Raw genomic sequence first — 16,162 nt, 5'->3', positions numbered from 1 at the left:
TGCCGACCACGGATTCGCCGTTCCCAAGAAATCGGACACGGGTCAGGAAGAAGCGGGCCGCGGTCAGGCGGCGGCGTTGCGACGGCGGAGGTACCAGACGCCCGCGCCGAGGGCCCCGGCCACCAGGGCGCCGCCCATCGCGATCTGCCCGGTGCTCGGCCCGTCGACGCTGCCGCCCAGTCCGCCGCGGGCCGCGCCCGGGGTGACGTACAGGTTGACGGTGACGCGCCGCCCGCCCGAGCCGCCGCACTCGAAGGTCACGGGGTGCGAGCCGGGGCTGATGCTGCGGTACACGGTCGCGCTCCCGAAGAGGTTGCTCGCCTCCATGTTCCCCGCGGACAGCTGCGCCTCGCCGAAGGCGGAGGAGGTGGCCCGGCCGGTCCGGGTTCCGCAGCCCTCGACGTTGAGGGAGACCCGGCTGCCGGGGGAGACCGTGCCGGGGGAGACGGTCGCCGTGGGATTGCCCCCGTAGCTCCCGCCGGGCGCTCCGGGCACGGGCTGCACCGCCGCCGGTGCCGCCCAGGCGGTGGCCAGGACGGTGGGGGCGGCCAACGGCAGGGCGGTGGTGACGGTCAGTACGGTCGCGGCCGCGGCGGTCTTGAAGCGCATGGGAACTCCTCGGGCTCCTCGGAACGGCACGGCCGGGACACGGATGTGACGCGGGATCGGCGGGGCGCCGTGCTCTGGACGCTAGGAGCCAGCGGGGGACGCGGCGATCGGGGCCGGTTGAACGGGTGAGCGGTTCGGCCGGGTGGGGGAAGGAACGGGCGGACGGGCGCTCCGGCGGCAGGCGCGGGCGGCGGGCGCGGACGGGATGGCTTGTCAGCACCTTGCTACGGGCCTGCCATGCCGGCCTGTTCGGGAGGTGTGTGCCGATGACCCGCGAATGACCGACGCACGGGCGCGGCGGGCGGCGGGGAAGGCAGAGGGAGGGCCCGGGGGTGCTGAGGGGAGAGCCGAAGGGAGAGCCGAGGGGGCGGCGCGGCGGCCGGGCGGCGCAGTGCGTCGGGGCAGCGGTCGGGGCGTACGCGGCCCCCTCGCGCGGTGCGGGCGTTCCGACGGCCGTGTGCCGGAGGGGCCCGAGGACCGGCGGGCCCGGGCCGAGGGCGGCCCGGGCAGGGCCGGGCAGGACCGGGACTGGGCCCGGGCCGACGGGGCCCCGGGAGGGGTGCCGTGGTCGGTGGGAGGCGGGGCGGAGGGGCCGCGCACGAGGGCGCTCCTGCTCCCCATGGCACCGGGAAGCGGGTCGCCGGACACGCCCCGGCGACCGGGGCACGGGCGCGCGGGCGGCCGTCGGCGGGCTCCGTGGCCCGCGCGGGACGGCGCGTCAGGAGCGGCCGCCGGGCCCGGGGTCGGGTGCCGTACGGGCCGGGGTCAGGGGGTGGCGGGGGCCGGAGCGGGGCGGCGCACCAGGTAGGCGGCCAGGGAGCCCGCGGCGAACAGCGCCAGCACGGAGACGGCCGTGCCCAGCCAGGTCGCGCCGAGCCACTGGGTGCCGAAGTAGCCGAGCCCCACGCTGTACCCGGCCCACGCCATGCCCGCGAGGACCGACCAGGGCAGGAACTCCTTGATGCGGCGGTGGGCCACGCCCGCGCCCAGGGAGACCACCGAGCGGCCGGCGGGGGCGAACCGGGCGATCACCACGAGGGCGCCGCCACCGCGGCTCAGGGCCTGCCCCAGGCGTTCCTGGGCGCGGGTCAGCCGTCGGGAGCGGGCGATCGCGCGGTCCAGTCGGTCGCCGCCGCGGCGGCCCAGTCGGTAGGCGGCCAGGTCGCCCAGCACCGAGGAGGCTGCCGCGCAGACCAGCAACAGCAGGATGTCGGGCACCTCCTGCATCTGGGCGGCGGTGCCGGGCGGCCCGGCCAGGCCGGTGCCCGCCGCGGCGGTCGCGGCCGCGGCCGTGATCACCAGCACTCCACTGGGCAGCACGGGCAGGAACACGTCGAGGATGACGGAAAGCGCCACCACCGCGTAGATCCACGGGCTCGTGGTCAGCGACCCCACAGTCTCAAACAAAACGGGACTCCCCAGTCCGGTTGGCGCACGTCGGCGTTACGCGCCGCGACGTCGCGGGGGAGCGGCAGGGGCGGCTTGACAGCCATACAGCGTACGCCTGGAATCGGGCTAAAGTTCCGCCGGGCCCCGGTAGGCCCTCCGGGTGTGTCAAGGGTCTCTTTCCGTCGGCGCGCGGGGCCGGAGGAACCGCCCGGTTCCGGCCACCGGGGCGAGCTCCTCCGGACCTCTCAGACGGTCGGCCCCGAGGGCGGTGCCCCCGAGGGGGAGACGGACTCGGACGCCGGGCCGGACGCCGGGTCGGACGTGGGTCCGGACGTGGGTCCGGATGCGCGTCCGGGCCCGGGGTTCGAGGCGGAATTCGGGCGCGGCGGGTGCGCGGGTCCGGAGGCGGCGAGGGCCGCGCTCGTCGTGGGCGCCGGGCCCGCCGGGGTCTCGTCCGCCGGAGCCGGGCCCGCCGGGGCCAGCTCGCGTTCCGTGACCGTCACCAGGACGGCCTCGCCCCGACCCCGGCCCCACGGGCGGAACCGGCCCCCGGAGGTACGGGCCTGGTGCAGCCACAGGCGGGCCGCCCGCCCCTCCAGGGACAGGGTCATCAGCTGGTTGCCGAACCAGGGTCCGCCGGAGCGGCGCCAGGACACGGGCGGGCGGCCGGTCCGCCCGTGCCTGCTCAGCAGTCGGCCCAGCCGGCGCCCCGTCCGGGTCCAACCGAAGCGGAATCCCAGCTTCACGGCCGTGTGCACCGAGTTGTGCACGGGTGAGCAGGTCAACTGGAAGAGCCGCGCGTCCGTGGCGGTCCGCGGCTCGGCCACGTACGCGTGGTGCACGTCCCCGGAGAGGACGGAGATCGTCGCGGGCGCCCGCGGCCCGGTCCCGACGGTCTCGATGAGGTCGGTCAGCGCGGCGAACGAGCTCGGGAACGCGGCCCAGTGCTCCAGATCGCTGCGCCGCCGCAGGTCCTCCGCGAAACGCGCCCACCGCTCCCCGCGCTCGCCCCGGCACAGGGCGGCGTTCCAGCCCTCCGCGTCGTGGATCAGCGGGGGCAGCAGCCAGGGCAGCGAGGTGCCGATCAGTAGGTGGTCGTAACCGCCGTGGCCCTCCAGGGCGTTCTCGCGCAGCCAGGCCGCCGTGCCGGGGCCGATCATGGAACGGGCGTGCTCCTCCAGTACCCGGGAGCCCCGTCCGTCGATCATCAGGAGACGGGTGGCCCCGAAGTCCCTGCGGTAGCTCCACCGGACCAGGTCGGGATCCGCCTCGGCCGCGGCGACGAACCGGCGCAGCGCCTCGGTGCCGTCGGGGGTGGCGTTGACCTCGCGGTACAGCGGGTCGGCGGCCAGCTCGGCGGGCGAGAGGTTCCCCAGGTGCTGGTAGACCCAGTACGCCATCAGCCCGCCGAGCACCCGCTCCCGCCACCAGGGCAGGGAGCGCCGCTCCGCGACCCAGGCGGCGCTGGTGTTCCAGTCGTCCGACAGGTCGTGGTCGTCGAAGATCATGCAGCTGGGCACCGTGGACAGCAGCCAGCGGACCTCCGGGTCCAGCCAGGACTCGGCGTAGATCCAGGTGAACTCCTCGAAGTCCGCGACCTCCGCGCCCGGCGGCTCCCGCAGGTCCCGGCGGGCTTCGATGAGCCGCCGGGTGTTCGCCGAGAGGTGGTCCGCGTACACCTGGTCCCCGAGAAGCAGCAGGACATCCGGGCGCTCCGCCGAGGGGTCCGCGGCCAGTCGCGCGCCGAGGGCGTCGAGCGCGTCCGGGCCGTGCGGGCCGCCGCCCCCGGCGGGCGGTACGGACTGCCGGCAGGAGCCGAAGGTGACCCGGAGCGGCGGTGCGGCCGCGCGCCCGGGGCGGCCGTCCGCCGTTCCGGTGCCGGCCGTCGCGGTGTCGACCGTTGCCACCTCGGGCGTTCGCGTGCGCGGTACGCGCGGGGTGCGGGGTGCGGGCGGTGCTGTGATGGTGCTGGCGGGGAACGGGCTGTCCGGGAGCGGCCAGACCCGGGCGCCCTCCAGGAGGACCTCGTAGGCCGTGGTGGTGCCGGGGGTGAGCCCGGTCACCGGGACGAGGGCGTAGTGGTGCCCGGCCACGTGGAAGGTCCGTACCCGCCCCCCGGCGCCGTCCGCGCAGCGCACCTCGACGGTGCCGGGGCGGCTGGTCTCCACCCACACCGTGGCCGTGCCGCCGCCCTCCCAGTCCACGTGCCGCAGCAAGGGTCCCACCCTCAGGCCGCCCATCCGACTCCCCCTCTTCGGTCGTCCCTCGGGTCAAGGTACGACGAGGAGGGGGAGTTGGTTCCAGGCTCCGCGGAAGCCGTCGGCGGCGGTGGGCGGGAGGCCGCCGGGACGCCGTCAGGGAGGGGAGGGGGAGTCGGCTCCGAGGCCGGTCCGAGGCCGGTCCGAGGCGGGACCGTGCGGGAGGGGCGGCCGAACGGGGCCGGGATCAGCAGCCGTTGAGGACGCCCTGGAGGGCGGACTTCTCCGCGGAGTCGATGGTCAGGCCCCAGTACTGCTTCACGTTGACCCAGGCGCGGGCGTACGTGCAGCGGTACGAGGTGCGCGAGGGCAGCCACTCGGCGGGGTCGAGGTCGCCCTTGGCCTGGTTCACGTTGTCGGTGACCGCGATCAGCTGGGGCCGGGTCAGGTCGTTGGCGAACTGCTGGCGCTTGGTGGTGGTCCAGGAGTTGGCGCCGGAGCGCCAGGCCTCGGAGAGCGCGACGACGTGGTCGATGTCCAGGTCGGAGGCGGCGGTCCAGGTGGCGCCGTCGTACTCGGAGTACCAACTCCCGCTGGTGGCGGCACAAGAAGAGTCGGTGACCACGTTGACGCCGTCGCGCTTGAGGACCGTCTCGCGGGTGTTGCAGCTGCCGGAGACGGTGCTCCAGTGCGGGAAGAGGTCCCGGCTGTAGCCGCTGGAGGAACCTTCCGCCTGCGGGGTCACGCCCGCCAGGTAGGAACGGGCCGCGGCGGCGCTCATGGGGGTGGGCATGGCGGCCTGGGCGGTGGGGGCGTTCACGAGGGCGGCGGTGGCCGCGAGGGTGGCGGCCGTCGCGAACATGCCAAATCGACGCGCGTAGACACCGGACATGGGTCACTCCTGGGTGGGGGGCGGAAGGGCACCGGCCCCGGGTCGGGGCGCGGCCCATCGTGGCGGTCCCGGGTGTCCCCGGGGTGGGTGCCGAGTTACAGGTTGGCGACATGGTCACGTCAGATCAAGTCGCCCAACAGGAAACACTTAAGCGGAAGTTGAGATTCCGGGATGGGGTCGGAGGGGATGGTGGGGCGGGTGGGGTGGGTGCCGTCGTGCGCACGGGACGCCGTCCTGGACCCCGTGCCTCGATCGGCGGAGGGGACGGATCGGGCTCAGGGGCGGGCGTGGGGTGGCGTCGGTGCGCGGGCCCGGAATGGGCTCAGGGGGCGTCGGGGCGGGCGGCGGCGGGCGGTGCGAGGCGGTGAGGCCGGCGTCGGGTGGGGTGTGGGGGTGAGGTCGGGGCGTGGGGCCGTGTGACCAAGGGCTCTGCCGGGGTGGGTGCGGCGTGGCGTACCCTGGACGGAGCAGAAGGGGAGTAGCTCTTCGCCGGACCGTCGACATACTGCTGGGTCTCCCAGCCGGCGCCCGGAGGCAGGCCGCGTCAGCGGCAGGCCAGCGAGACCTTCGGCCGCAGTGTCCTTGTGCATTCCAGGACGCCGCCGAGCCGAAGCGACCCCGGAACACCCGGTCTCTCGGCGTGGCGGCATCCTGCCCGACCGATTGAGGTTCCAGCCCCGTGTTCAGCATCACCATCATGGCGATCACCTTCGGTGTGATCTTCCTTGCCGAGCTGCCCGACAAGACGGCGCTCGCCGGTCTCATGCTCGGCACCCGCTACCGCGCCTCCTACGTCTTCGCCGGTGTCGCCGCCGCCTTCGTCGTGCACGTGGCTCTCGCCATCGCCGCCGCCAGCGTGCTGACCCTGCTGCCGCACCGCTGGGTGCAGGGCGTCGTGGGCGTGCTGTTCCTGATCGGGGCGCTCATGCTGCTGCTCAAGAAGGACGAGGGCGAGGAGGAGGTCAAGCCGCCGGCCGACCAGTCCTTCTGGAAGGTCTCCGGGGCGGGCTTCATGCTCATCCTGGTCGCGGAGTTCGGCGACCTCACGCAGATCATGACCGCGAACCTCGCCGCCCGCTACGACGACCCGATCTCCGTCGGCATCGGTGCCGTCCTGGCCCTCTGGGCCGTCGCGGGCCTGGGCATCCTCGGCGGACGCACGCTGATGAAGAAGGTCCCGCTGCGCCTCATCACCAAGATCGCTGCGGGCGTGATGGTGGCCCTGGCCGGGTTCAGCCTGTACGAGGCCATCGTGGGCTGACCCGCCCGCCCGATACGACGAGGGCCCGGTCCGGTGGGAATCCCACCGGACCGGGCCCTCGCCCGTCGTCCCCTGCCAAGGGTCTGCCGCGTGCCGCGTCCTCGGACGCGGCGGGCCGTGCGGGCGGTCAGGCCGCCGCGTGCACGGTCAGGAGGATGCCGCCGTCGGCGCCGGGCGCCACGCGCACCGCTTCCAGGTCGGGCACGTGCACCGTGGGGCCGTGTTCCCCGGCGCGGGGGCCCACCCCGACCACGCGCATCCCGGCGGCGCGACCGGCCTCGATGCCCGCGCCCGAGTCCTCGAACACGATGCAGTCGGCCGGGTCCACGCCCAGCTCGGCCGCGCCCTTGAGGAAGCCCTCCGGGTCCGGCTTGCTGGCGCCGACGCTCTCGGCGGTCACCCGGACCTCGGGCATGGGCAGGGCCGCGGCCGCCATCCGGGCCGTGGACAGGGCCCGGTCGGCCGAGGTGACCAGGGCGTGCGGGAGCGCGTGGGTCAGGAGCGCGTGGAGGAAGGCGGGGGCGCCGGGGACCGGGACCACCCCGTCCATGTCGGCCGTCTCGCGGGCCAGCATCGCCGCGTTGTCGGCGAGGTTGAGCTCCATGGGCCGCTCCGGGAGCAACACCGCCATGGTGGCGTAGCCCTGGCGGCCGTGCACCACCTTGAGGGCTTCCTCCGGATCCAGGCCGTGTTCCAGGGCCCACTGGCGCCAGCACCGCTCGACCACCGCGTCCGAGTTCACGAGGGTGCCGTCCATGTCCAGGAGCAGGGCGCGGGCGGTCAGGGTGACGGGGGCGGGAGTGCTGCTGGCCGGCATGGGAGGAACTCCAGACGGTGGCGCGAAAAAGAAAACAAGCGGTTCCGTCCACCGGTCAGGGGGTGTGGACGGAACCACTTTGTTTCTACACGATACAAAATCGGGGGCCGGTTGCGCCAGCCGGGGGTTCCGTGGGCCCCGCCCGGGATCAGGCGGGGATCGGTGCGGGGGCGAAGAGGGTGGGGTCGGTGCCCAGGGCGGGGCGCAGTTCGTCGAACCAGGTGGCGGTGGGGGACCAGGCGGCGAAGAAGGGGCGGCCGGTCCGCTCCGGGTCGCGGGACTGGAGGAAGCTGCACACGAACACCTTCTCGCCCGCGATCTCCGCCTCCCCGTTCACCAGCACCTTGCCGGGGGTCGCGGACATCACCGGACCGCGGGCGGTCCGCGCGAGCCCCGACACCTGGCGCAGGGCCTCCTGGTAGACGGACAGGGCGCGGGTCAGCGGCAGGGCGAAGTAGTCGCGGGCGCCGGTGTCCCGCTCCACGAAGGTGTAGTACGGCTGGATGCCGAGCTGCACCATGTCCCGCCACATGTCCGCCCACACTGTCGGGTCGTCGTTGACGTGCCGGACCATGGGCGCCTGGGCCCGGAGCACCGCACCCGTGCCGCGCAGCCGGGCGACCGCCTCGCGGACGGCCCGGGTGGTGAGCTCGCGGCCGTGCGAGAAGTGGGTCATCACGGCCAGGGAGCGGCCCGCGGCCACGCAGTCCGAGAGCAGGCGCAGCAGGTCCTCGGCGTCCGGATCGGTGAGGAACCGGTACGGCCAGTAGCCCAGCGCCTTCGTTCCCAGCCGGATGTTGCGGACGTGGTCGAACTCGGGGGCGAGCAGCGGCTCCAGGTAGGCGCGCAGCCGGTCCGTGGACATGATCAACGGATCCCCGCCCGTGATCAGCACGTCCGTGACCTCCGGGTGCGCCCGGAGGTAGTCCAGGGCGGGGCCCGGGCCGGGAAGGTGCTGCTTGAGTTCGGGTATGCCGACGAACTGGGCCCACCGGAAGCAGTACCCGCAGTAGGCGTGGCAGGTCTGCCCCTGCGCGGGGAAGAGCAGCACCGTCTCGCGGTACTTGTGTTGGAGTCCGGGCACGGGACGCCCGTCCATGCGCGGCACGTTCAGCTCCAACTGTCCACCCGGGTGCGGGTGCAGGAGCCGGCGCTGCCGGTCGGCCTCGCCGCGCAGCACGGCACGGGGGGCACCCGCCGAGATCAGGTCGCTGATCACGGAGAACACCGGCTCCGGGAGCATGTCCCGGTGCGGAAAGGTGAGCCGGAAGATCGGATCCTCCGGGGCGCGGTCCCAGTCGATCAGCTCGTCCAGGACGTAGTTGTTCACCTTGAACGGCAGCACGGCCGCCACCACCCGCATCTCGTGCCGGGTGGCGGGGTCGAGCGAACTGACCTGCGGGAGCTGGGCGAGCCGCTCCCCGGGGGTGGCGCGCATGACTGGCCTGTCCATGGGGTCCAGCCTGCGCCGGACCGGCCCCCGATCCCGCCCTGTGCGCACCCGTTCGGGTGAATCCTCCCGACATCCGGACCGGCTTTCCGCACCCGGCCCGGCCCTCTCCGCCGGCCCGGTCGCGGGGGCGGGCCCGGGGCTCCGGCACGGCCCCCGCTCGGGCCGGTGCCGGTGACTGTGCCGGGGCTGTCGCTGTGGCTACGGCTCGTGCGTGAGCGCTTCCAGGGCGGATCGGGTGTTCGGCCCGTAGACCCCGTCCGGATCCCCCGTCACGTTCGCCCAGGACTGGAAGTTCGCCACGGCGTTCTCCACGGAGCGCCCGTAGCGGCCGTTCGCCGGGCCCCAGTACTGCCACATCTCCGACAGCCGCAGCTGGAGCTCCCGGACCTCGCTCCCGCTGTCCCCGCGCCGCAGCACCCCGCGGTCCGGGCTCGCGGAACGGGTGGGCTGCGGTGAGCGGTCCGTCGCCCGGGACGGCGTCGGCTCGGGGCCCTCGGTGCGGGTGGCGCCCGCCGAGGGGGCGGCGGAAGGGCCCCTGGAGGTGGAGGGCGAGGGCCCCGCGGTCCGGTCGGGACCGGCCGTGGCCGTCGGGTCCGCGGGCGCCGCGTCCGCGTCCTCTTCGGGCTCCGCGGAACGCTCCCCGCCGGAGGCGGTGGGGTCGGGGCCGGACGTGCCGGTGCTCGGCAGCGCTGCGGGCGCGGACAGCTCCGGACCGGGCAGGCTCAGGTCCTTCGTGCCGTCCTCCGCGAACAGCCCCGAGGCCAGCCAGCCCACCCCGATCACGGCCACCGCCGCCCCCGCGACGAGCAGCCCGGTCCGCCGACGGCCACCACCGGGCCCGCCGGCCCCCGGCCCTCCTGAGCCGGTCCCGCCCCCGGCCCGCCGGGACCCCCGGCCGCCGTCCCCGCGTCCCGCTCGCCCGCCCGGACCGAAGCCACCGGCCCCGACCGGGTGGGCCCCGCCGCGGGCTTCCGGCCCGCCGGGTACGGCCCGCAGCACCACGGTCTCGTCCACGACCGGCGGCACCCCGCCCGGATCCCCGGCACCGCTCCCGGGAGCGGCCGGGTGGGCCGGGGAAGGCCCCGAGAAGCCCGCGGGCCCGGCGAAGGGCGCGGGCCCGGGGGAGTACGCGGGCCCGGGGGAGGGCGCGGGGTCGGCCGGTATCACCGGGAGCGGTTCGGTCAGCCCCTCGGCGGGGTGCGCTCCGGCCGTCCCCGGCCCGGCCGCGGCCCACGGCGTCTGCGGAGCCCCGGGGGTCGGTATCGGGCCCCACGGGTCGGGAGCGGCCGGGGGCTCGTTCGACGCCGCGGTCGGGCGGGCGTACGGGCTCGGGGCGGGGGCCGGGTGAGTGTCGGGGCCGGGCGACCACAGTCGGTTCGGGTCCACGGGCGGGTCCAGGGGTCCGCTGACCACGCCGAGGACTCCCGGGGGCGGGCCGACCGGCGCCGCTTCCGGCGCCTCCTGGGCGTCCGGACGGCCCAGATAGGGGCGGATCCGCAGGTGGTCGAAGCCGGTGCCGGTCCCCGAACCGCAACCGCAGGCACCCGCGGCAGCATCGCATTCCGGACAGCGCACAGCGCTCACTGGTGGATCCCCTCCCTGACAACTGCCAGCGATTATGCAGATCCCGGGGCCTCGGACCCAACCGTCCAACAGGCCGTAACCGGCCACACCGCTCAGGATGGAACCGTGCACCGGCCCTGAGGAGGAGCACATGGCGCAGGAAGTCACGAACACGGCCGTGGATCCCGCTCCCGGCCCCGGCGGACCGGAACACGCGGAGCGCAGTGTCATCGTGGCGATCGGAGCGCTCCTGTTGGGGCTCCTGATCGCCGCGCTCGACCAGACCATCGTCTCCACCGCCCTGCCGACGATCGTCAGCGAACTCGGCGGCATGGAGCACCTGTCCTGGGTGGTCACCGCCTACATGCTGGCCTCCACGGCGGTGACGCCGTTGTGGGGCAAGCTCGGCGACCAGTACGGGCGGAAGAAGCTCTTCCAGGCCGCGATCGTGATCTTCCTCATCGGGTCCGCGCTGTGCGGGGTGGCCCAGGACATGTCCCAGCTGATCGGCTTCCGGGCCCTTCAGGGCCTGGGTGGCGGCGGGTTGATCGTGCTGTCCATGGCGATCGTCGGGGACATCGTGCCGCCGCGGGAACGCGGCCGGTACCAGGGCCTGTTCGGTGCCGTCTTCGGCGCCACCAGCGTGCTGGGGCCACTGCTCGGCGGACTGTTCGTGGACCACCTCAGCTGGCGTTGGGTCTTCTACATCAACATTCCCATCGGGATCGTCGCCCTCCTGGTGATCGCGGCCGTCCTGCACATTCCGGTGCGCTCCCGGAAGCACACCATCGACTACCTGGGAACCTTCCTCATCGCCTCGGTGGCCACCTGTCTGGTGCTGGTGGCCTCCCTGGGCGGCACGACCTGGGCCTGGGGGTCCGCCCAGATCATCGGGCTGTCGGTGCTCGGCGCGCTCCTGCTCGTGGCCTTCGTGATGGTGGAACGGCGGGCCGTGGAGCCCGTGCTGCCGCTGAAGCTCTTCCGGATCCGCACCTTCACCCTCTGCTCGGTGATCAGCTTCATCATCGGCTTCGCGATGTTCGGCGCGATGGTCTACCTGCCGACCTTCCTCCAGGTGGTCCAGGGGGTCTCCCCCACGATGTCGGGCGTGCACATGCTGCCGATGGTCCTCGGCATGCTCATCACCTCCACCGGTTCCGGGCAGCTCGTCAGTCGCACCGGCCGCTGGAAGGTCTTCCCGATCGCGGGCACCGCCGTGACCGCGATCGGCCTGCTCCTCCTGCACCGTATGGAACGGACCACCTCCGCCTGGGAGATGAGCGTCTACTTCTTCGTCTTCGGTGCCGGGCTCGGCCTGGTCATGCAGGTGCTGGTGCTCGTGGTGCAGAACTCCGTCAGCTACGAGGACCTGGGCGTCGCCACCTCCGGTGCCACCTTCTTCCGTTCCATCGGCGCCTCCTTCGGCGTGGCCATCTTCGGCACGCTCTTCGCCAACCGACTCGACGACGAGCTGGTGTCCACGCTGCGGGGCAGGGTCCTGCCGCCCGGGGCCGCCCCCGCCGAGCTGGAGGCCGACCCCCGGGCCGTCGGCTTGCTGCCGCCCGAACTGCGACCGCGGGTCCTGGACGCCTACTCCACCGCCATCACGGACGTGTTCCTGTACGCGGCGCCGGTGGTGGCGCTGGCCTTCGTGGTGGCCTGGTTCCTCAAGGAGGACAAGCTGCGGGGTTCGGTCACGGCCCCGGACGTCACCGAGACCCTGGCCTCCAACCCGGTGCAGCGCAGCTCCCACGAGGAGGTGGCCCGGGCCCTGTCAGTGCTCGGCACCCGTGAGGGGCGCAAGCACGTCTACGAGAAGATCACCGCGACGGCGGGCTACGACCTGCTGCCCGCCTCCAGTTGGATGCTGTTGCGGATCGCGCGGTACGGAACCGTGGAACCGGCGGTGTTGGCGGAGCGGACCAAGGTGCCGCTGAAGGTGATCACGGACGCGGCGCGGCAGATCGAGGAGCGGGGACTGGCGGCCCGGGACGGGCTGGACCTCGTGCTCACCGATCCGGGGCGGACCGTGGCGGCCCGGCTGTCCGATGCCCGGCAGGACTCCCTGGCGGAGCTGCTGGGGGACTGGTGGGGTCCGGACAGGCCCACGGACCTGGTGAAGCTCGTGGAGGAGCTGAACCGCGAGCTCTGCGGCTCGGACGCGGAGGAGCCGTACGACTCCCTGGCCCCGCGCGATCACTCGGCGCACTGAGCGCGGCTCAGCGGACGGGCTTCTCGAACCAGTGCTGGGCGTACGGGCCCGCGTTGTAGGCGGGTATTTCCCGGTAGCCGTGGCGCGCGTAGAGGGCGCGGGCCTCGACGAGGTCGGTACGGGTGTCCAGGCGGATGCGGGCCGCGCCGCGCTGTCGGGCCTCGCCGTCCAGGGCCGCGAGCAGGGCGGCGCCACCGCCGGTGCCGCGCAGCGCGGGGTCCACGTACACCCGGGTCAGCTCGGCGGTCTGCGGGTCCAGCATGCGCAGGCCCGCGCAGGCGGCCGGCCGGCCCTCGTACCGGCCGACGAGGAAGACGCCGGAGGGTGGGACGAGATCGTCCCCCGGGTCCTGGAGCATCCCCTCGTCCACCTCCTCCTCGGTGGCGAGGCGGCCCCAGTAGCGGCCCGCGACCTCCGCGTAATAGGCGCGGCGCAGGGTGGTGGCCGCAGGGGTGGTGTGCGGCTCGGCGGCGACGGCCCAGAAGGACGTGCCGGTGGGTTCGGTGGTGCCGGTGGTCGGCGATGTGGTGGTCATGGCGGCATTGTGGCCAATTTCCGGGAACGGCCGCGTGGAATATCCACAGCGCCCGACCGATGATGGGAAAAGCGGTAAATCCTGCTTTTCCGAAGGGTGTGAGGCGTCGTGTCAGAGCAGTCGGAGCATCCGGACGCCGCCCTGGTCCGCCGGGGCTACGCCGCTTTCAATTCGGGGGACATGGCCGCGCTGGCCTCACTGATGACGGCCGACGTCATCCACCACGTGCCGGGGGGCAACCCCCTCTCCGGCCACCACAAGGGCCGCGAGAACGTGATCGGGCTCTACGAGCGGATCGGCCGGGAGACCGGGGGGACGGCCTCGGTGGAGGTGGAGTGCGTGCTCGTGGACGGGCGGGGGCACGCGATGTCCGTGCACGTCTTCCGGGGGGACCGGGGTGACCGGGGGTTGGAGATCCGGCAGGGGCTGTTCTTCACGATCGTCGGCGGCAAGATCACCGACATCGACGAGTGCACCGCCGACATGGGCGAGGAGGACCGCTTCTGGGCGTGAGGGGGCGGGACGGGGCGGAACGGGAAGGGGCAGGAAGGGGCGGGGTCGCTCGCCCGCCCCTCCCCGACTCCCCTCCCCGACTCCGCGTCCCGGAGCCGGGTGCCGGAGCCGCATCCCGCGTCCCGGGGGTCGATCAGGCCGGCTTGGGGGCCGTCTGCTGGACCACCTCGAAGGACCAGAGGGTGGAGCCCGAAGCGGCGGGCTTCGGGCGCTCGGTGGGCGTGCCGCCGCCCTGGTGGGCCGCCTTCATGGGGCCCTCCATCCACGCCTGGAAGGCGGCCTCGTCACGCCAGCGGGTGTACACGAGGTAGGTGTCGGTGCCCTCGATCGGGCGCAGCAGCTCGAACCACTCGAAGCCGTCCGAGCTCTCCACGGTGCCGGCGCGGGCCGAGAATCGCTTCTCCAGTTCCTCGCGCTGTTCGGTCGGAACGGTCAGGGCGTTGATCTTCACGATGCTCATGCCGTCCATCCTGCCAAAACCCTCCGCGTAGCCGATTGGTGACGGAGGGTGCGATTTCCGGACTATGGTCTTCCGGGTCAGTCCGGTGTTCTGCCGCAGCGCAGACGGGCAACACGGCGGGAGGCCGGCGGCGCGTGGCGGATGCGGTGCAGCACAGCGGGGGGACGGGGCCGGCGGGGTCCGGGGGCGGAGGGGCCCGGGAGGCGTCGCCGGGGGCGTCGGCCCGGCGGGCGGTGCCGGTGGGGGTCCTGCTCGTGGTCGCGGGGCTGCTGCCGGGGGTGGCCGGTGCCGTCCCGCCCTGGCCCGGCGCGGGGGGCGCGGTCCCCCTGCTGTTCGTCCTCCTCGCCCTGTGGGGCGGGTTCTCCGGGGTCGGGGGGCGTGCCCCGGGAGTGCTGCTGGGGGTGGCGGGGGCCTGCCAGCCGGGGGCCCTGCTGTTCGTGCCGCTGCTGTGGTGCGCCGGGCGCCGCAAGGCCGTGGGCTGGGCGCCGCCCGTCTTCGCGGGCTGTTCGGCCCTGGCCTGGGTGTCGGCGCCGGGAGCCGCGGGGGCGCCGTGGGTGTCCTGGGCCGCCTGGGCCCACTCGTCCGGCTCCGGCCCGGGCTTCGTCCTCGGCCCCGCCCCCGTCACCGGGTCCGCCGCCGCGCAGTCGCTGGCCGGGGTGCTGTCCCGGCTCGGGGCGGACGGGCCGGCGGGGGTGCTGTTGTTCCTGCCGCTCGCGGCGGCGGTCTGCGGGTACGCGCTGTCCCGGGCGGTGCGTCTGGCCCGGGACGGGCAGCCGCTGCTCGCCGTGGGGATCACCGGCTGCGCGGCCGCGGCGGTCTGTCCGTCGGATGGCCGGCAGCAGGTGTTGTGGCTGCTGCTGACGCTCTCCGGCCGGGCCGGGTGCCGGCGGGCGGACCGGCGGGTGTGGCCGGTCGCGGTGGTGCTGGTGGCCGTGCTGCCGGGGTCGGTGCTGCTGCCGAACCTCGCCCTCCTCACCCCGCTGCGCGAGGCCCCGCTGACGGCGGCCTGCCTGGTGGCGGCGTGCGCCGTGCGCTTCCTGCCGCGCTCCTCCCCGTACTGGACCGCCACGGGGCCGGCCGTACCCCTCCGCCCGTCCGGTGGGGGGCGGACCGGCCGGTGGTCCCTCCCGTTGTGGTGGCGCCCGCCCACCCGACCCCACCTGCTGCTGGAGCTGCTGCTGATCCGGGTCGGGTACTCGCTGTACTCGCACATCAGGGCCGCGGCGCCGGCGGGCCGGACCCGGGCCGAGGACAACGGCACGCTGCTGCTGGCCGTCGAGCGGGTGCTCGGCATCGACGTCGAACGGACCGTCAACCACGCGGTGGCCGCCCGCCCCTGGCTGGAGGTGCCCTTCGACTTCTACTACACCTCCTTCCACTTCGTGGTGCCGCTGACCGTCCTCGGGGTGCTGTACGTGCGGGCCCCCGCCGCCTACCGGTGGGCGCGGACCGGGCTCGGGCTGGCCACGCTGCTCGCCCTGGCCGGGTTCTGGCTGTTCCCACTGGCCCCGCCGCGGCTGATGCCGGGGCTCGGTTTCATCGACACCGTGCACGGGCCGCAGGACCTGGCGAACCCGCAGTACGGGCCGTTGACCGCGCTCTCCAACCAGTACGCGGCGATGCCCTCGCTGCACTTCGGCTGGTCGCTGTGGTGCGGGTTGGTGGTCGTGGCCCTGGCGCCCCGGACCTGGCAGAAGCTGCTGGGCGTACTCCACCCGCTGATCACCGTCTGCGCGATCGTGGCCACGGCGAACCACTGGGTGCTGGACGCCGTGGGCGGGGCGGCCGTGGTGGCCGCGGGCTTCGCGCTGGTACGGATCCTCTCCGGGCCGCGCTCCGGACCGCCGGGCGTCGGGCCGGGGCGGGTCAGCCTGCCGGCCCCGCGCGCGGGGACGGGCGCGGGGGAGCGGCGGCCGCAGCCGTCCACCCGCCGCTGACCGGGCCGCGTCCCGGAACGGGCGCGTGGGGAGCGGGGCCCGCGGGGCTCCGGAACGGCCGGAAGGGTGCCGGGCGGAGCTCCGCCCGGCACCCTTCGGCGTGGATCGCCGCGTCCTGTCATGGTCACCCCGAACCGGGCGGGGCGCCACCCGGACGGCGGCGCCCGGGAGGCGGCGGGAGCCGGGGCGTGGGAGGGTGTGGCCCCCGCCGCCACCGGCCCGGCCCGCCGCCCGCGCGTCCGGCGCGGGTCCTCCGGTGCCGAACCGGCGGCCTTCGGTGTCGTGCCGGCCGGGGCGCGTCCCGGGCGGGCCCCGGCCGGGCC

Annotated in this window: 14 protein-coding genes; 5 read left to right on the top strand and 9 right to left on the bottom strand. The window is 74.6% G+C overall.

Translation table 11 applies throughout. The annotated features are described in order from the left end of the window. Positions 1 to 63: 63 nt before the first annotated feature. The 4 genes from ABTZ17_RS31635 to ABTZ17_RS31620 all read right to left on the bottom strand — a co-directional run bounded on the left by ABTZ17_RS31635 (position 64) and on the right by ABTZ17_RS31620 (position 5,088). A complete protein-coding gene (locus tag ABTZ17_RS31635; RefSeq protein ID WP_352199222.1) occupies positions 64 to 609 on the bottom strand; it encodes a hypothetical protein in 546 nt (181 codons plus the stop codon). Positions 610 to 1,374: 765 nt separating this feature from the next. After that, complete coding sequence (locus ABTZ17_RS31630; protein ID WP_352199221.1) at positions 1,375 to 2,016, bottom strand: DedA family protein; 642 nt, start codon at positions 2,014 to 2,016, stop codon at positions 1,375 to 1,377. A 227-nt stretch (positions 2,017 to 2,243) separates the two neighbouring features. After that, positions 2,244 to 4,238 (bottom strand): alkaline phosphatase D family protein, encoded by a 1,995-nt coding sequence (locus ABTZ17_RS31625; protein ID WP_352199220.1) that lies wholly within the window; start codon positions 4,236 to 4,238, stop codon positions 2,244 to 2,246. A gap of 205 nt (positions 4,239 to 4,443) precedes the next feature. Further along, positions 4,444 to 5,088 (bottom strand): HNH endonuclease family protein, encoded by a 645-nt coding sequence (locus ABTZ17_RS31620; RefSeq protein WP_352199219.1) that lies wholly within the window; start codon positions 5,086 to 5,088, stop codon positions 4,444 to 4,446. Positions 5,089 to 5,767: 679 nt separating this feature from the next. Between ABTZ17_RS31620 and ABTZ17_RS31615 the strand changes: the two genes are divergently transcribed. Further along, positions 5,768 to 6,349 carry a TMEM165/GDT1 family protein gene (locus ABTZ17_RS31615; RefSeq protein ID WP_352199218.1) on the top strand — a complete coding sequence of 194 codons (582 nt, stop codon included), beginning with the start codon at positions 5,768 to 5,770 and terminating at the stop codon, positions 6,347 to 6,349. A gap of 127 nt (positions 6,350 to 6,476) precedes the next feature. Here the strand turns inward: ABTZ17_RS31615 and ABTZ17_RS31610 are convergent, their stop codons facing one another. From ABTZ17_RS31610 to ABTZ17_RS31600, 3 genes are all read right to left on the bottom strand, one after another. After that, on the bottom strand, positions 6,477 to 7,166 hold the full coding sequence (locus ABTZ17_RS31610) for an HAD family hydrolase (protein ID WP_352199217.1): 690 nt from the start codon (positions 7,164 to 7,166) through the stop codon (positions 6,477 to 6,479). A gap of 148 nt (positions 7,167 to 7,314) precedes the next feature. Beyond that, entirely contained in the window at positions 7,315 to 8,619 is a 1,305-nt protein-coding gene (locus ABTZ17_RS31605) for a KamA family radical SAM protein (RefSeq protein ID WP_352199216.1), read from the bottom strand. A gap of 198 nt (positions 8,620 to 8,817) precedes the next feature. Next, positions 8,818 to 10,203: a peptidoglycan-binding domain-containing protein gene (locus ABTZ17_RS31600; protein ID WP_352199215.1), complete on the bottom strand. Its 1,386-nt coding sequence runs from the start codon at positions 10,201 to 10,203 to the stop codon at positions 8,818 to 8,820. Between the two features lie 130 nt (positions 10,204 to 10,333). On the opposite strand from ABTZ17_RS31600, the gene ABTZ17_RS31595 reads away from it, so the two are divergent. After that, positions 10,334 to 12,394 carry an MDR family MFS transporter gene (locus ABTZ17_RS31595; protein ID WP_352199214.1) on the top strand — a complete coding sequence of 687 codons (2,061 nt, stop codon included), beginning with the start codon at positions 10,334 to 10,336 and terminating at the stop codon, positions 12,392 to 12,394. Positions 12,395 to 12,401: 7 nt separating this feature from the next. On the opposite strand, the gene ABTZ17_RS31590 is transcribed toward ABTZ17_RS31595, so the two are convergent. Continuing rightward, positions 12,402 to 12,929 (bottom strand): GNAT family N-acetyltransferase, encoded by a 528-nt coding sequence (locus ABTZ17_RS31590; RefSeq protein ID WP_352199213.1) that lies wholly within the window; start codon positions 12,927 to 12,929, stop codon positions 12,402 to 12,404. Between the two features lie 108 nt (positions 12,930 to 13,037). On the opposite strand from ABTZ17_RS31590, the gene ABTZ17_RS31585 reads away from it, so the two are divergent. Continuing rightward, positions 13,038 to 13,442: a nuclear transport factor 2 family protein gene (locus ABTZ17_RS31585; RefSeq protein WP_352199212.1), complete on the top strand. Its 405-nt coding sequence runs from the start codon at positions 13,038 to 13,040 to the stop codon at positions 13,440 to 13,442. Between the two features lie 133 nt (positions 13,443 to 13,575). Here the strand turns inward: ABTZ17_RS31585 and ABTZ17_RS31580 are convergent, their stop codons facing one another. After that, positions 13,576 to 13,902, bottom strand: a complete 327-nt coding sequence (locus tag ABTZ17_RS31580; RefSeq protein ID WP_352199211.1) for an antibiotic biosynthesis monooxygenase family protein — start codon at positions 13,900 to 13,902, stop codon at positions 13,576 to 13,578. Between the two features lie 239 nt (positions 13,903 to 14,141). Here ABTZ17_RS31580 and ABTZ17_RS31575 point away from each other — a divergent pair, with 239 nt between their 5' ends. Together ABTZ17_RS31575 and ABTZ17_RS31570 are read left to right on the top strand one after the other, a co-directional pair. Next, entirely contained in the window at positions 14,142 to 15,839 is a 1,698-nt protein-coding gene (locus tag ABTZ17_RS31575; RefSeq protein WP_352199210.1) for a bifunctional glycosyltransferase 87/phosphatase PAP2 family protein, read from the top strand. 120 nt (positions 15,840 to 15,959) lie between these two features. Next, the coding region (locus ABTZ17_RS31570) for a hypothetical protein (protein WP_352199209.1) at positions 15,960 to 16,162 on the top strand (203 nt) is incomplete at its 3' end.

Source organism: Streptomyces sp. NPDC097619 (assembly GCF_040302735.1).
GTDB lineage: Bacteria > Actinomycetota > Actinomycetes > Streptomycetales > Streptomycetaceae > Streptomyces.
Note: the sequence above shows the minus strand (reverse complement) of the source record. Positions and strands in the feature narration are given on the sequence as shown.